The following is a 15,563-nucleotide window of genomic DNA, read 5'->3' as shown; positions in this document are numbered from 1 at the left end:
CCTTCTATTAAAAATCAAAATAACTTATTGTATTGGCGCGAACGATAAATAAACTTGTCACCGCGGGCTAGTGATATCGTAAACTCGATCGGAATATTTTTTTCATTGATAGTTTTACGGAAAATTTTCAAACACGGTAAACCAGCTTTTTCATCTAAATACTGACCCTCTTGCTTGCTTAAACTAACAGCCTGCACGTCCTCAAACGCCATTACACCAATTTGGTTGTACTTTTGTTTGAAAACGCCGTACAGCTGCTGATCTTGCAGGTCAGTAATCTTAAGATCTGGAAAAAGCCTGGCTGGTAAGTAGCTTTTACTAAAAATCCGTGGCTGGTTATTGGCTAAACGTATGCGTACCAACTCATAAACTTGTTCATCTTCGGTTAAATTCAGTTGTTCGATGATATGCTGATTCGGAGTAACTAATTCTAAACTTCGATTCTGAGTCGAGGCTTTTTGACCAGCCCGCTTCAATTCCTCAGAAAAAGAATACATCCCGCCGATATTAGGTTGATCAAGAACGACACTCGCAACAAAAGTTCCTTTGCCATGAAGACGATAAATTAATCCGCGCTCTTCTAGATTTTGCAACGCTAATCTAATAGTATTACGACTAATACCGTATTTAATTAAAAGTTGACGCTCACTTGGTAAGCGGGCATTTGGCTTCATCTTTTTGATTTGTTTTTCTAAATCAGTAATCACCCGCTGATAAAGCGGTTTTTGCATTGTCTTTCTTCCTTTCTAACTGGTTGATACCACTTATGATTTGAGTGTAGCAAAGAAAGCGGTTAATTGCAATCTGATTTTAGCTTATTTTATCTTTTCATCAGTACTTATCTGAAATGCACTCACTTTTAACAGCATTCGCAACATTTTAGTCATAAAAAAGACCAGTAAGATTGTTCACCTTACTGACCTTCGTTATGATTTTATTTATTTATTTTATTACCGCGCCAATCGTAATACTTTTGGCTGAGGCGATTTTTTGGGTTATCATAAACGACTACCCGATACAATGCATAAATTGTTCCCACCATTGCAACTAAACTGGTTAACCAATTTTTGAAAAGTACTTGCACAAGATTAATTACGATTACAAACACAGTCCACATAAAAAGTCCATTACGTCTAGCTACTTCTTTTGGTGTAACCTTTTCTTTTTTCATTCAAATCATCCTTACCAGAATCATTGTAATTAACTATGCTTTTCAGCTGCGGCATATTCTATATTCCTCTTCTTCATTTCACGTGCATACCACCAGAATAATAGAAGATAAACTGCCAAAGCGGCAATTGCATAAACAATGAACATACCGTGTTGCTTCCATGCATTACCAACTAGATAAGCCAAGAATTTTTCAACTGGGCCTTCCATCGTGGTATCAGAAACCAATGTGTGGGCCGGAATTGCTGCACCAACTGAGTGAGCCATGTTGGTAACAAATGGACCAACCATTGTGCCTGCCCAAAGGAAGATTGGTAATTCAACCGTACCGATAATAATCATCCGAATGATTTTACCGCGAGTAACAACTAACAAAGCTGGCGTTACACCCATGGCAATAATACCACCGAGTGGCATTAATCTGTTACCAGGCAAAACCATTGCTTCAAGCATCATAATTGGTGCCAAGACATTGGCAGCTGCCCAGATTTCAGACCGACCAGCAAGAAATGGCCAGTCAAGACCAATGTTAAATGTCCTGCCGGAAAATTTCTTGGTGGCGAAGTCTGCAATTCCTTGTGATAGCGGCTCAACCGAAGCAATAAACCATGAGCCAATAACGGAGAAGAGTTCAATACATGAACCACCAACAAAGGATAGCGTAAACATATCTTTCCATCCCTGTTCAGTGGCAAAGTTATTGCCTGCAAGTAAGGAAACAAAGACACCAAGGTAAACACCAATGGCAAATCTGCTGCCCCAGAAACCAATTTTTTCATTCAACTTAGTTGAGTCAAAGTCGAATTTATCAAGCCACGGAAGACACTTATCAAAGAACTTGTTGAAGACCATGATAATAGGGTTCATCATATAATTCATGTGCGTGGTCGTCATTGGGTTACCTTCAGGCGCATCAAGTAAGTCATTGAAAGTTGGTTTCATCAAATCAGAGTTGATGATCTTCATTGTTCCAATAAAAATAACCAGTAGAGTCGAAAGCCATAATGGTGCTCCGACATAAACACAGAACAAACCGATAAAGGCTAAATGCCAAACGTCAAAAATATCAACATCCAAAGTGTTGGTTTTGTTCATTACTAGTAAAACAACGTTCAAAATGATTAATACTAAGAGGTAAAAAAGGGTATAAGGCGAACCCCAAGTAATTGTTGCTAATGGTGCCCAACCCATATCCTGCATATCCATATGAATTCCAGTGTGCTTAACAAACTGCATCATTGGTTTTTGAAATGCCGTAGTTAGCATATTCATAATATTACCGATCGCCGTAATCGCAATCGCTAATTTCATACCACCTTCGAGCGCTTTAGAAAATTTAACCCGAAAGAGTAAAGCAATAAGTGTTAACACGATTAGCATTATCGTGGCTGCACCCATATCAATCAGTGGTTTAAAAAGTGAATTAGCGAAATTAATTATTCCGTTCATTATTAGTTCCTTTCAAATAAAACTATTTTGCATTAATTTCCTTAACTACTTTTTCTACATTGTCATAAACCGGTTTGGCCATTGTTGGTATCCGGTACAAAATAGCACCGGCATCAATCAGCGGAATCTTCGGTGTAAATGAAAGATCAGTCTTGGCGATTGTTAGGTAGCCATCATAGTGTGACAATAATTCCTCATTGACATCTTTAACCATGTAAGCATCAACCTTAACGTTATAGCCACGCTTTTTCATTTCTTCCTCAACTGCATCTTTAATTTGGTGCGATGAGTTAACCCCTGCCCCACATGCAGCAATAAATTTAACTTCTCTACTCATAAAAATACCCCCTATTGCTTAAAATACTCACTTAAAAACTGATAAATTTTATCAGGGTCAGTAAGACTGAATAACTCTTGTAGTTTTGAAACAGACGTAAGTCGAAGAAAGTCCATGATTTGTGCCAAGATATTTGCCTGTCCTTCCGGATCATTATTTAAAATCATAAATAAGAATTTCACTGGTAATTCTTGATCAGGCGCAATCATATTTTTAAATCCAACCGTCGACTTCAAGGCAACCGGAATTACTAAACGCGTATTAACAAATTCCCCTTCAGTGTGCGGTACTGCAATATTAGGCAGTTCTTTTGCAATCGGTGACGTGTCAATTCCAGTCGGGTAATCGGCCTCTCGTTTGGCGATTTCAGTAAAGAAATCAGCCTTAACAAGATCTTGTTGCAGCAAATTCTCTGAAACTTCCTTTAAAACCGCGGTTGAATCAATCGCATCGCTGACAAATACAGCTTTTGGTGAAAACAAGCTATCTACTTTCACAGCTCAGACTCCTTTTCCATACTAGGCAAGCACTTTCGTTTTTGTTTGAAAATGTTTTATTTTGTTTGCTTGTCTATTGCTATTATATGTAATCGGATTCAAAATTGCAACAAATTTTACAAATTTCAGTAAATAAGAATGTCAAAAACTTCATGAGTTAGTGGTTTGCTTAACTTTACCGCTTTAATTAAAAAAGCCCATGATTCTGTTTGACCATGGACTTTTGTGTGCGATTAAATTTTGTTTTTTATTTACTTTTATTAGTCGTGGTATACGCCTTCGGCCCACTTCTTATTTTCTTCATCAAAGAAGTGAACATTATCCTTTTGATCAGGATTTGGCTTTGCAATACCATCAATTTTGGTAATTAATTTGCGGTTATCGTCAGTTGGGGCATACTTAGCGTTCAAAAATGAATCTACAATATCAAAAATGAAATCACGTCCAAGCACAATACCGCCGAAGCCAATAACATTTGCATTTAATTCACGGCGGGCATATTCAGCTTGGGTAGCGTCGCCAACCATCGCTGCTCGAATGCCCTCATTTTTATCAGCAGCCGTTGAAATACCGATGCCCGTTCCGCAAAGAACGATGCCAAGATCAGCGCGACTATCAGCAACATCCTCTGCCACACGCTTACCATACATTGGATAGTGGGTTCGTGTGTTGTCATGTGTACCCTCATCAATTACACGATAGCCTTCATCCTTAAGATGATCAGAAATTGCCATTTTTACGGCAGTCACAATATGGTCATTACCCAAGGCAATCACCATATGCTTATCAATTTTAGGATCAACAAATTCTGGTTGTGGTCGATCATTATCTAACATTTCTAGCCCTCCTTTAGATCATTTCTTCTAACATATTTAGTCGAATTTGATGCCGTCCGCCAGCATAGTCAGTATCAAGATAGTGCTGCACAATCGAATAAGCTAACTTTTCACCAACAATACCACTACCCAAAGCGATCGCCTTAGCACCATTGTGCATTGCTGTCATGTGAGCAGTTCTTTCCTCGTTTACATTTGCAGTGACCATCCCTTTGACCTTGTTAGAGGCCATTGCTGATCCTACACCATATTCATCAAACATGATGGCTTTTTTAATACCGTTATTCAGCACTTCACGTGTAACAAGCAAACTAGATTCAACAAAATCTGCTGCTGCTTTTGGTGTAACGTCCAAGACCTCATAATTGTGATCCTCCAAGTACTGCTTGACTTTTTCCTTTAAGTCAAAGCCAGCTTGATTGCTACCAATAACAACTTTCATAGCTAAAACTCCTCTCAAAACAACTACTTATAAATAGTTGTAAATTGACTATAATGTTTTTCCAATTCAGGATCGATACCACGATTAGTAATCAAACCATCAACATTGCGCAAGTCATAAAATTGATGAAAATCGCTGTGATCCAATTTAGAATAATCAGCCACTATCAATTTAATTTGTGAATGATCCAATCCGATTCCTTCGGTTTGACCCTCTTCTAAGTTAGCTGTTGTCATAGAAGTATCTTTAATGCCATTAACACCTACAAAGCCGACTGAAAAAGACATTGTTGCAAGTTCACTATTAGCAAGAGCTCCTAAAAAAGCACCACTGATTCTCCGATAAGAACCACCAATCATGATCAGATCATAATTATTAGGACTGTTTTTAGCCACTTCAAAAACTGGCAGTGAATTAGTCACTATCCTTAGATGCTTAACTTTAAGGTTAGCAACCATTAATTCTAAAGTAGTGCCCGGACCAACATAAATTGAATCATTTTCATGAATTAGATTGCAGGCGCGCTTGGCAACTTCAATCTTTTCCTTACTATGAATCTCTCTTTTTTGTTTGTAACTTTTTTCAATACGGCTTTGGTCTGACAAAAGCTGCGCGCCACCGTGAATACGCATAATCTTGTTGGACTTATGCAATTCATTTAGATCCCGCCTGATTGTCATATCAGACACCTTGAGTGCTTGAGCCAATTCATCGACTGTTACAAACTTTTGCGTGTTTACTATCTGTAAAATTGTCTTTAATCTTTCACTTTTTAACATGGTTACCTACTTTTTAAACTAGATTAAGCAACTAACTTAGTTCATCTTTTAGTATAATTGTTCTATTTTGTTTGTCAATGTTTGAACATGTTTGATAAACATAAGAAGACTAGTAGTGGTTACTACATTTGTTTAATTTTGTTTACCTTAAGTAAAAATATAATGCATTTTCAAACTTTTTAATAGGTAAAAACGAATATTTACAAAAATATACCATTACTTTATCTTACATTTGTCTTACACGAAATTAGTTTACAAACAAAAAACTAGCCTGATTTTCACCAAACTAGCTTTGTCAATATTGCATACAACCTAACTAATTTTTGACTTCTTCGGCAATTTTTTGGTACTTACGAACTATATTATAGTCGCTGTCCTTAGCTCGAATGTAGCCCTCTTGATCATAAACGCTCTCAATCACTTTTCTACCCTCCTTAGACTTACCAATTTCTATGAAGGCGTTAGCCAATTTTTCACGAAAAGACTTGGACATACCTGGTACAACCGAAATCGTGTCATTAGGAACCGGACGCGTGTAATAAATTGGAATAACTTGTGACTTAATCTTCGGATTATCTTTCAAAACATTATTACGCGCATCTTCAAAAACAAACGCGGCATCGGTATCCTTATTTAAGACATTAAGCACGCCTTGGTCATGTCCGGTAACTGTGACCAACTTACAATTACGCTTAATGTCAAATCCTTTTTGTTTCAATTCTGCTACTGGGAAGATATAACCCGTGGTCGAAGTTGGGTTCTGAATTGAAATTGATTTACCCTTCAGATCCTTCCAGCTCTTGATTGGCGAACCTTTTCTAACTAAGATTTCTGAGCGCAAAGTATGCACTAACTTATTAGTCCAAGTACCTTCCGGCGCTTTCAAGCCATAGCGTTCAGATTGCAATAAAACATCAGCTGCACCTTGCTTATGTGCTTGCACGTAAGCGTCGGCTGGCAAGAAGCCTGCATCAACCTTCTTAGATTTCATTGCTTCGATGACCGCATTATAATCAGTCGACACGGTAACATGAACTGGGATGCCGAGGCGCTTTGAAAGCATTTTTTCAATCGGCTTAGCCTGACCTTCCATCTTGTCGGCTGCAACACTTGGCACGAATTGAACGTTCAATGACTTGGGTGTGCCACTTGCGTTCTCTTTCTTGTTTGAATTCGAACAACCTGCTAAGGCAACCACGCTGAGCATCGCAACTATAGTGACGAGCACTTTTCTTATTTTTGACATAATTTCCTCCCGAGTTTTGCAAAAAATTGACCAATAAAAAAGACTTAATGTTTAACACGAAAGTGAAAAATTAAGTCTTTTATTGAATCCAACAATTAAAAATAAAAACGATTGTATGACTTGGATAAAAGTAAAAGTTAGTAATGAAAAAATTGTTTTTAAACCGACCAAATTTTTCATCTTACTAACTCCCTTCTACTATCATTTAACCAAGAAAAATAATAGCACAAATATTTTGTTTGCGAAAGATAATTAACAAAAAACAAGCTCAAATGAGTTCGCTCTGATAAAAACATTAACTGTTGTACTTCTTGTCGCTAATTACTTTACCATTACCAATCGATCTTATCTTTTGGGCATCGTCGTCATCCTCATCACCCACACGGTGGAAAAGTTGTACATAATAGCCATGATTTCTTACAGTCATAATCTTGTTTAAATCGCGTGATTCAAGCCATTCATTTACGCCACTAATTGATAAGTAGGCTGTCCTTTGCGTTATTTTCAACTGTTCAACAATTTGACTAATACTCAATAATGAATTTGAATCTGTCAACATCTTCAACAACAAATATTCGTGATACAACATCATATTCTCACCTACTTCTAACTCTCAGTTAAATAATAAGCCGAATAAAATGAAACTTGTTACACGTTTTAAACTGAAAACTTTTACATTTTCAGCTAAATAAACAATCTGCTAGATATTTGATACAGTATGAATTTTTAAATTAGCAATCCTAACTATAAAATTCAAATCAATATTCTAACGACCATTTTAAAATCGAAAATTGTAATTTTAAGTCCAACACCTATCATAATTAAGCTCAATAGATATAATCTAACTTGTGTTTAAACAATTCGTATATTAACTAATATTTTCAAATTGAATTAAAGTGTATACAGGTTGATTTATTTTTATTATAGATAGATGAGGTTAAAGCAAAAAAGCACTCTATTATTAATTGCTATACTTAACAATAATAGAGTACTTAATGATTATAAAAATTATTTCCTAAATACTGACGTGACCCCTAATTAATATTCTGAGTTTAACTTAATTCTGAATATCTGACTAAATGAATGTTTTTGTCAATAACTTGAAAACGAGTCTTCGAATCACACAAAAAAGCAACTTCTTGTGGACGTGGTAACGTTAAACTAGATTGATTTAAAATACTTTGGTCTAAAAATCCAGGATGACATACCATCATTGGTACATTATTAGTCGGACAATTTTTAGCAAAATTAATTGCATTATTAAAAGTGGTATACGGATTATAATTAGGCTTCATACTATCCATAAAACTTGTAATCGTAGTATTCTTTTTAAATTTAACTGGATCCAAATTTAGATCAAATGGAAGTAAAGGCAAATCGTATTTATCAGCTACTATTTTCAAACCTTTCAATAGATTATTACTATAAACAGCATGTGCCTCAAAATAGGCCGGTTTTTTACCAACAAGTTTTAAAAAGTATTGATATTGTGCTTCAATTTCAATAACAACTTCATCTAAATTAACCAAATCATGATCAGTTTGTCGATAAGTCTTGGAAGCTTTAAAATAACCATCTTCAGTAACTAAACTGGGTATTAAGTTAGGGTCACTAATTGGCTTACCTGCACAAATTACTGTATGCATACCAATATCAATATCAAAGTCCTTTAATAAATTTAATCCATGCTTCGTATCTGCCATATTGACCATCACACCAACATTGTTAATTATGCCATTTTTTATACTTTCATAAATACCATAATTGACTCCTTTAGAATAACCAAGATCATCAGCTCGAATAATTAAATTATTCATTTCAATTCCTCCTTATTCACCCTTAGACTTGGGTTCAACTCCAATAAGATATGTTGCTACTGCTGCAACAACTAGTGCTACGACAGCACTGATAATTCCATTAATCAAATTTACAGTTGAACCGCCTACATAAGCTGTTAAAGACATAAAATTAGCAACTGGTACAATTACATATCCTGATACATGCATAATAGCTGCATATATTCCTCCAACAAAACCACCTATCATCATTCCTATAAATGGTCTACGATATTTAATTGCTAATCCGTATAACCCAGGTTCAGTAACTCCACCAATTATATTGGCAATGAAATAGCTAAACGCTAATGATTTTTCTTTTTTATCTTTTAAGCGCAAAGTCGCACCTAAACTCATTCCTGCAACTGCAAAACTAGCGGCAAGAGAACCAAGAATAATAAAATTATCATGTCCAGTTTGAGCTACAATTGTAATCATTGCACTGATCATTACCAAATGCATCCCTGTAATTACTAGTAACTCCCATAAAGCACCAATTATTCCAACTCCAATAATAGCTGCAACACCACCTAATTGACCGAATGAAATAATTCCTTTTGAAACATATTCACCCAAAAATCCTCCTAAAGGTCCTAATATACATAAAGCCAGTGGCAACATAACAGCAATTGTTAGAGTAGGTGCTAATATTGTTCTAAGTGCCGGAGTAATATGTTTATTAAAGAAACGTTCAATATATGACATTATCCAAACAGATAATAAAATTGGAACAACGGTACTGCCATAGTTAGTTAAATGCATTGGAATACCATACACAGTAAATGGCTTACCGGCTGCAACAATTTTAACTAACTCTGGATCAAGTAAAATTGATCCTAAAAAAATTCCTAATACTGGTGAAGTATTAAATTGCTTAGCGGCCGTATAACCAATTGCAATAGGGAAAAAGTAAAAACCAGCATCACCAACAAAAGAAAATAAGCGATACAAATCACTTTGAACAGAAATCATATTTAACATTGTTGGCCCAAAAACTGCAGCTAGCATTTTAAACATTGATGCTGCAATTAAAATAGGAATCAAGGGTGTCAAGCTACCAGTGATTTTATTTAAAATAGTATTTCCAAGTGATTTCCATGTTTGTTTTTCTTTTTTCTGAATTTTGCTTTTATCTACATTTTCTGCAATTGGTGCTGCTTCAGCTAAATTGCCAACTTGTACCACGGCATCATAAACTTCGTTAACTGTTTGACCAATAATAATTTGGTATTGTCCAGCAGAACGCACAACACCAAGTACTCCAGTGATTTTTTTTATAGCCTCATCATTGGGAATACTCATATCTTTTAAATTAAGGCGTAGTCTAGTCATACAATGTGTAGCAGTTATTACGTTACCACTACCACCAATGGCTTCAATAATTTTTTCTGCCATTTTCTGGTAATCTTTATTCATTATTTATTCCCCCATTATCTATTGTTTGTGAGATTATTCGTTGAACATAAATCATTAAATAGAAAGTTTCATCATCTGTACTGAATGTTTTCAATCGCTGGTCAATTTTACTGACAATATCAACTGTACATTGATATACTTCTGGATAATTTTTCTTAAAGCTTGATCGAATTAATTTACTAGAACCATCATCAATTTGTTCATTATTTTCCAATCGTTTCAGATAGTAGCGTAAGTGAGTTACAAATCGATTATAAATAAAAGCATTTCGATCTATCTTTAGATTAAACTTACTTTCAATTTCTTGAATTGCTAATTCAGTAATTGAATTAAATCCAGTTTCACTTAGTTGAAGAGTAGTAACCACTTGCGAATTAATAAAATGGATGGCAATTGCAATCTTTTCTTCTTGAGGTAACTGAATCTTTATTTTTTCTTTAATTAAGTCTAAAGCAATTTCACCTACATGGTATTCTTTAGGATATAAAGACCGAATATCATAGGAAAAAGGATAATTAAACTTTATCCCTTTTCTAGATCGTTCTATTGCAAAATTAATATGGTCAGCCAAACTAAACATAATATTTTGATTTAAATCATGATCAAGAATTGACTGTGCATTTTTAATAATATCTGCGCTTACTTCTAAGATGTTTTCAGGAATCTCTTTAATTAATTGGAAATTATGTGTATCCATCCGATAAAAAGTCATTTTTATTTTACTTAAATCGGACAACTCATATGGCATTTTAGGAAATCCTATTCCTTTGCCAAATGCTACTAATTCATCAAAATTTTGATCTAAACAAATTGCGACGTTATTATTAATCTTTTTAATAACCTGCATTAGGCTCTCCCTACTTCAACATTACATTATTTTATTGCTTAACTACCACATCTTGAGTAGTTACTTGATCACCAAAACTTTTGATCATATTCCAATTTTGATGCTCAGAAGATAATTTGGTAAAAATCACCATTGTTATTAAACTTGCATGTTCGTTAGCTAACAACTCACGATCAAGTTCAATAACTGGCTGACCTTGCTTAACTATGTCATTTTCTTTAACCAAAGCTGTGAAACCCTTACCCTTCAGATTAACAGTATCAATACCAATATGAACTAAAATTTCATCACCTTCACTAGAAACTAAACCTAATGCATGTTTAGTTTCTGGAAGTGAAACAACTTTCGCAGATATTGGTGAACAAATCAGTTTTGCTGATTCACCTAAGGCAACAGCAAAGCCATCACCCATCAGTTTTTGTGCAAACACTGGATCATCAACATCACAAAGATTAGTTAATAAACCATTGACAGGTGCAGAAACTGTAAATACTTGTTTCTTATTTTTGAAAAAATTAAACAAGATTATTTCCTTTCTAAAAACAAAAAACTCTTTGAGACATCACTACTAAAAAGTACATAAAATACTTAATTAGTGGTAATGCCTCAAAGAGTAACAATCCATTTAGTTTTATTATACACATCAGCAACTTTTATGCAAGCGCTTTTTATTTATCGATTAGTGTCAACTTTTTGTGGGTAATAAACTTTTAGCCCTTACCTGCTGCTAGTTATAGTTTTCACTTTTTAAATTATTTGAATGCAGATTAGATTGCATCTATTAAGTTAATTAATGTAAGTGTTCAACTTAAAATTGTAATTTACAAAAGAATTATCTGTAATAATAAACAGAGAATTTTTACTTGTTGAGAAATAAGTTGCAAGTCGGACAGAACAAAATTTATTAACAATAGAAACACTCTAGTCACACTAATTCACACAAAAAAACAGGCAATCAAGCCTGCTACATCAAGGGTTATGTTCATTCTTAAACAATTAATAACGATAACTTTTTAACTTATTTTACTTTATGTGACTTGTAATGTAACTGATAATAACAGTTCACATTAATTTACAACTATTTAAAATACTTCATAACAAGCAAAAGCCGGTCATGTCAAGATTGATACAACGAGCTTTAATACTATATTTGCTTTGGTTATGCTGACTAGAAACCGGCAGGCTGTTGACTTCAAAACTTTATTTATCAATGTTTACCCAATTCTAAATTGCTTAGCTAGCTCCATCTTTGATTCCAACTAATTAATTAAAACAATTCACTATGAGTTCCAATAGCAACTAAATACACTACCGTTTTGGACTGCGAATAAATTAATAAGTGATTGCCTGTTTGACCATTAAGATGAATATCAATTATTTTAATGGGCGTACCTGCCGGATTACCTAGGCCTTTTTTAATTTGCTTAATTAATTTCAGTTTAGCATGAAGCAGGTGAGGCTTAAAATAACTTGGAATACGTTTGCCCTCTATTAACTGATCCACGATATATTTCCAAGCTGGGCGTCTTTCAGAATCAATTCCTTCTGAGAAATGTTTTTTAAAAACATTATTCCAATTAGGATCAACCTGTCTCATAGCAAATTGTTTCTTAAATTGACTAGAAAAGCCAATTTCTTTTTATTCATTTAGCAATTCCATTAATTCTTCATAATTATGAGCTTTTGGCAATTTCTTAGTGCCATTCATATCTGCTTTTATCTCTGCTAGCGATGCTTGAACAGTTTCACTAAGAGTAGGCACAATATATTGCTTTGGAAGTCCCTCAATTGCAACTTCAGTCAAACTCATTCTAACAAAATCAGAAATACTCAAACCGTGTTTTTCTAATTCATTACTAGCCTTAGCTTTAATATAGGATCCATTCTTGCTTCAATTCTTGCTGTTTGTGCCATCTTAATCATCTCAATTTAATTGTACCATTATTGTCGTACAAAGCGATAATAAAACTTACACTATTCTAAGTTTTCTATAAGAGTTAAAAAGTTATTTGGGCTGCTAGTATTAAAAAAGATAATAATTTACTGCAACCAGTCAATAGTGACGCTCGCAGTAAAACCTATAACCATACAGTTGCAATAACGTAAAAAAGCTTCATTCCGCACACTAAAAAGCGGTTACAAAGATTGATATATCAATCTTTGTATCTGTCAAAAAATCAGTCACGAAACACAGTAATTTTTATGTTTCGTTTGTGTTATTAATTATCAAATTATCCTTCGCGTATCTGTTTAAAACGTTGATACACAAAGGATAACTAATTTTTACAAACTTAATTTATGCTGATTGCCAGTGTGATTTAAGTTGTTAAAGCCTTACCGCTCTGGCATTTACAGTTATTGAAGTATCACTAATTTTATTTTAAAGCATTAAATATTCTATGAAAGTACTGTGTTATGACACAATATTAAAAAAGTCCAATCAAAATAACTAACAAATTATTAACCATATGAATAGCTATTGGCTGAACTAGGCTATTTGAATAAAAACATGAAATTCCCAATCCTATGCCTAAAACAAAATTTTCTACGGTCCCCCAATCAATTTGTCCAGAATGTAAGAATGCAAAAATAAATGCAGTTAGAAAGATATTAATTATAGGATTTATTTTTTTAAAAAAATTAGATTGTAATATACCTCTAAATAATATTTCTTCTAATACTGGAGCTATTATTATATTTCCAAAAATAATAAACACTGCTAGTGGAGATGTTTTAAGCATTTCTATTAGGTACTCTTTTTGACCCGCATCATACCCAGTAGTCATTTATAGCCATCGCAAAATTCCCAAATAGCACTTGCAACAGCTCCTAAGCAGAAATCAAACCTACCATCATATATGTTATTTAGTTCATCGTCTTATAATTCTTTATAATTATTATCTATTAATACATCCATTTCTAATTATCCCCTATATCTGCTATTTGTCTATCATTTAATAACTCATTGCCAAACATTTTTTCATCTTCTTCCATTGTTTTTACTTAACATCAAATAATTATTCAAACTCAGATTCGTTATCTTGAAAAAATTCCACAATAAATTTTGATATAATATGAATTGAATGAATTCGCCGCTTAAACTGTTCAAAGGTATATGTTTTTTCATCAACAATGAAACTTTTAAAAAAATTTTGATCAGTAAAAAGCTAGATAAGGTTGCTCAACTATATGATGCCGTATATAACCTCGACTCGATAAGTATAGAAATGAGCTAGACTATACATAAAATGGGTATTATAGCGATAACTTTATAACTTCAGTGATACTGGTTAGATGCAAATTATAGTGCTTCAATGGGACAAGAAATTCATCATTTTGAAAGGGAAGCATACACATTAAAAACTAGAAATTTATCTTATTATGCTTTTTGAAAATTACCCTTGTCTAAAATTAACAGCTCTTATATAGATGATGATTTTATATATACTTCCTTAGAAATAACAATTCAGGAAAGTGAATTCATCCTATTAAATGTCATTTATAATTTAAATAATTCACTTGATAAAATGAATACTCACATCCATATTATGTTCCCATAACAAAAATTGAAGAAGCAAAAATTATACAAGTTTCTTCCAAACTAAAGAAAAATGCCAAATTAATAAAATTAAAAAGACAACCAAAAAGCTTAGCTATAACTAGTTAACTGAGCTTTTGGGTTTAATTTATTATGTTCTTTAAGTACTATGATGCACAAATAGATTTGGATAACAGTAAGATCAAAAAACAAAATTTATTAAATAGACAATTAAATTTGATAAACCGTGACAAAATACTACTGATCCCAAATCATCAGTCACATAATATAAAACAGAATACGAAATGCCTGAACATAATAGCTCTAAAGTTTTATAGTTAAAGGAATAACCATGAGCAAATGCGAATAATACGCTCGTAATTATTATTGAAAAAAGGGGAGGTATATCTTTTAAAATACCACCCTGTAAAATCCCTTGCCATACCACTACCTCTAAAAGTGGAGAAATCAAAACTAACGTAATTATTAAAATTGGCGCAAGTTTTGATTGTGAAGCGGCTAGTAACTCTAAATCTTGATCGTTTCCTTTTTCAAGCACTGTAATAGCAAACTGTAAAATCTGTGAAAGTAATGCAAATAAAACTGCAAAACTATAACTTCTAATAATATTATTTTTCACAAATATTGGTTTGGAATTCAAACGATGATAAACAGTATAAACAATCAGAAATATAATTATCGTACTAAAAAATGTTATCGCAACATGTAAAAATAAATTTATATTTTTCGAACTTTCTCCCCCAAAAAAGCCTTCACTTATTGTAGGGATTTGGATAATTATAGATAATATCATAAACAAACAAAGATATAAAACTTTGTTTGTGATCTTTTTTAAACTTTTCATATTAATAATTATTCCTTCAAAATCAAAAGATTTCTCAAAATACACCAACGTGCTTGACTGCCAATCAATACTTTATATCGTCATTTTATTATTCTTGAGTTAAATCATTTCAAATATTTATTTCCACCTTTGTAAATTCGTTTCTCGTTTATTTTTATTTTTTGAATAATCGAAAATTACAATTTTAAGTTGAACACCCTACTTGATTTGATAGATGCAATCTAATCTTTTCTCATATAATTCATCGGGAGTGTGGTAGGCTAAGATTTTGCGCGGCAGGTTATTGCACCATTCCTCAATGCCGTA

18 protein-coding genes are annotated in these 15,563 nt (G+C 33.4%); all 18 read right to left on the bottom strand.

The features are described from left to right. Positions 1-14: 14 nt before the first annotated feature. The 18 genes from F5ESL0246_RS01445 to F5ESL0246_RS01360 all read right to left on the bottom strand — a co-directional run bounded on the left by F5ESL0246_RS01445 (position 15) and on the right by F5ESL0246_RS01360 (position 15,257). Positions 15-731 carry a GntR family transcriptional regulator gene (locus F5ESL0246_RS01445; RefSeq protein WP_122017784.1) on the bottom strand — a complete coding sequence of 239 codons (717 nt, stop codon included), beginning with the start codon at positions 729-731 and terminating at the stop codon, positions 15-17. A gap of 203 nt (positions 732-934) precedes the next feature. Beyond that, positions 935-1,171, bottom strand: a complete 237-nt coding sequence (locus F5ESL0246_RS01440) for a hypothetical protein (RefSeq protein WP_122017783.1) — start codon at positions 1,169-1,171, stop codon at positions 935-937. A 29-nt stretch (positions 1,172-1,200) separates the two neighbouring features. After that, positions 1,201-2,619: a PTS galactitol transporter subunit IIC gene (locus tag F5ESL0246_RS01435; protein ID WP_122017782.1), complete on the bottom strand. Its 1,419-nt coding sequence runs from the start codon at positions 2,617-2,619 to the stop codon at positions 1,201-1,203. Between the two features lie 22 nt (positions 2,620-2,641). Continuing rightward, positions 2,642-2,956 (bottom strand): PTS fructose transporter subunit IIB, encoded by a 315-nt coding sequence (locus F5ESL0246_RS01430; RefSeq protein ID WP_122017781.1) that lies wholly within the window; start codon positions 2,954-2,956, stop codon positions 2,642-2,644. An 11-nt stretch (positions 2,957-2,967) separates the two neighbouring features. Then, complete coding sequence (locus F5ESL0246_RS01425) at positions 2,968-3,453, bottom strand: PTS sugar transporter subunit IIA (protein WP_122017780.1); 486 nt, start codon at positions 3,451-3,453, stop codon at positions 2,968-2,970. A 260-nt stretch (positions 3,454-3,713) separates the two neighbouring features. Beyond that, positions 3,714-4,232: a galactose-6-phosphate isomerase subunit LacB gene (gene lacB, locus F5ESL0246_RS01420; protein ID WP_199688549.1), complete on the bottom strand. Its 519-nt coding sequence runs from the start codon at positions 4,230-4,232 to the stop codon at positions 3,714-3,716. Between the two features lie 70 nt (positions 4,233-4,302). Then, positions 4,303-4,731, bottom strand: coding sequence for a galactose-6-phosphate isomerase subunit LacA (gene lacA / locus F5ESL0246_RS01415; RefSeq protein ID WP_122017778.1), 429 nt, complete (start codon positions 4,729-4,731; stop codon positions 4,303-4,305). 23 nt (positions 4,732-4,754) lie between these two features. Then, complete coding sequence (locus tag F5ESL0246_RS01410; RefSeq protein WP_122017777.1) at positions 4,755-5,510, bottom strand: DeoR/GlpR family DNA-binding transcription regulator; 756 nt, start codon at positions 5,508-5,510, stop codon at positions 4,755-4,757. Positions 5,511-5,826: 316 nt separating this feature from the next. Continuing rightward, a complete protein-coding gene (locus F5ESL0246_RS01405) occupies positions 5,827-6,756 on the bottom strand; it encodes a phosphate/phosphite/phosphonate ABC transporter substrate-binding protein (RefSeq protein ID WP_122017776.1) in 930 nt (309 codons plus the stop codon). A 295-nt stretch (positions 6,757-7,051) separates the two neighbouring features. Next, positions 7,052-7,348: an HTH domain-containing protein gene (locus tag F5ESL0246_RS01400; RefSeq protein ID WP_122017775.1), complete on the bottom strand. Its 297-nt coding sequence runs from the start codon at positions 7,346-7,348 to the stop codon at positions 7,052-7,054. 460 nt (positions 7,349-7,808) lie between these two features. Next, on the bottom strand, positions 7,809-8,573 hold the full coding sequence (locus F5ESL0246_RS01395) for a ChbG/HpnK family deacetylase (protein WP_122017774.1): 765 nt from the start codon (positions 8,571-8,573) through the stop codon (positions 7,809-7,811). Between the two features lie 12 nt (positions 8,574-8,585). Next, complete coding sequence (locus F5ESL0246_RS01390) at positions 8,586-10,010, bottom strand: PTS transporter subunit EIIC (RefSeq protein WP_122017773.1); 1,425 nt, start codon at positions 10,008-10,010, stop codon at positions 8,586-8,588. Further along, a complete protein-coding gene (locus tag F5ESL0246_RS01385) occupies positions 10,000-10,854 on the bottom strand; it encodes a PRD domain-containing protein (protein ID WP_122017772.1) in 855 nt (284 codons plus the stop codon). The genes F5ESL0246_RS01390 and F5ESL0246_RS01385 overlap by 11 nt, the downstream gene beginning before the upstream one ends. A gap of 31 nt (positions 10,855-10,885) precedes the next feature. After that, complete coding sequence (locus tag F5ESL0246_RS01380; RefSeq protein ID WP_158592781.1) at positions 10,886-11,377, bottom strand: PTS glucose transporter subunit IIA; 492 nt, start codon at positions 11,375-11,377, stop codon at positions 10,886-10,888. Between the two features lie 744 nt (positions 11,378-12,121). Then, the gene (locus F5ESL0246_RS01375) at positions 12,122-12,451 is read right to left on the bottom strand and encodes a replication associated protein (protein ID WP_122017770.1); all 330 of its coding nucleotides are present in this window, start codon (positions 12,449-12,451) and stop codon (positions 12,122-12,124) included. Positions 12,452-12,493: 42 nt separating this feature from the next. Then, positions 12,494-12,688, bottom strand: coding sequence for a damage-inducible protein J (locus tag F5ESL0246_RS01370; protein WP_233551569.1), 195 nt, complete (start codon positions 12,686-12,688; stop codon positions 12,494-12,496). A gap of 592 nt (positions 12,689-13,280) precedes the next feature. Beyond that, a complete protein-coding gene (locus tag F5ESL0246_RS01365; protein WP_122017769.1) occupies positions 13,281-13,640 on the bottom strand; it encodes a CPBP family intramembrane glutamic endopeptidase in 360 nt (119 codons plus the stop codon). Positions 13,641-14,594: 954 nt separating this feature from the next. Then, complete coding sequence (locus F5ESL0246_RS01360; protein WP_122017768.1) at positions 14,595-15,257, bottom strand: CPBP family intramembrane glutamic endopeptidase; 663 nt, start codon at positions 15,255-15,257, stop codon at positions 14,595-14,597. Positions 15,258-15,563 lie beyond the last annotated feature (306 nt).

Origin of the sequence: Lactobacillus sp. ESL0246, assembly GCF_003692965.1 — a bacterium.
In the GTDB taxonomy this organism is placed as follows: domain Bacteria; phylum Bacillota; class Bacilli; order Lactobacillales; family Lactobacillaceae; genus Lactobacillus.
This window is presented reverse-complemented; position numbering and strand designations above follow the sequence as displayed.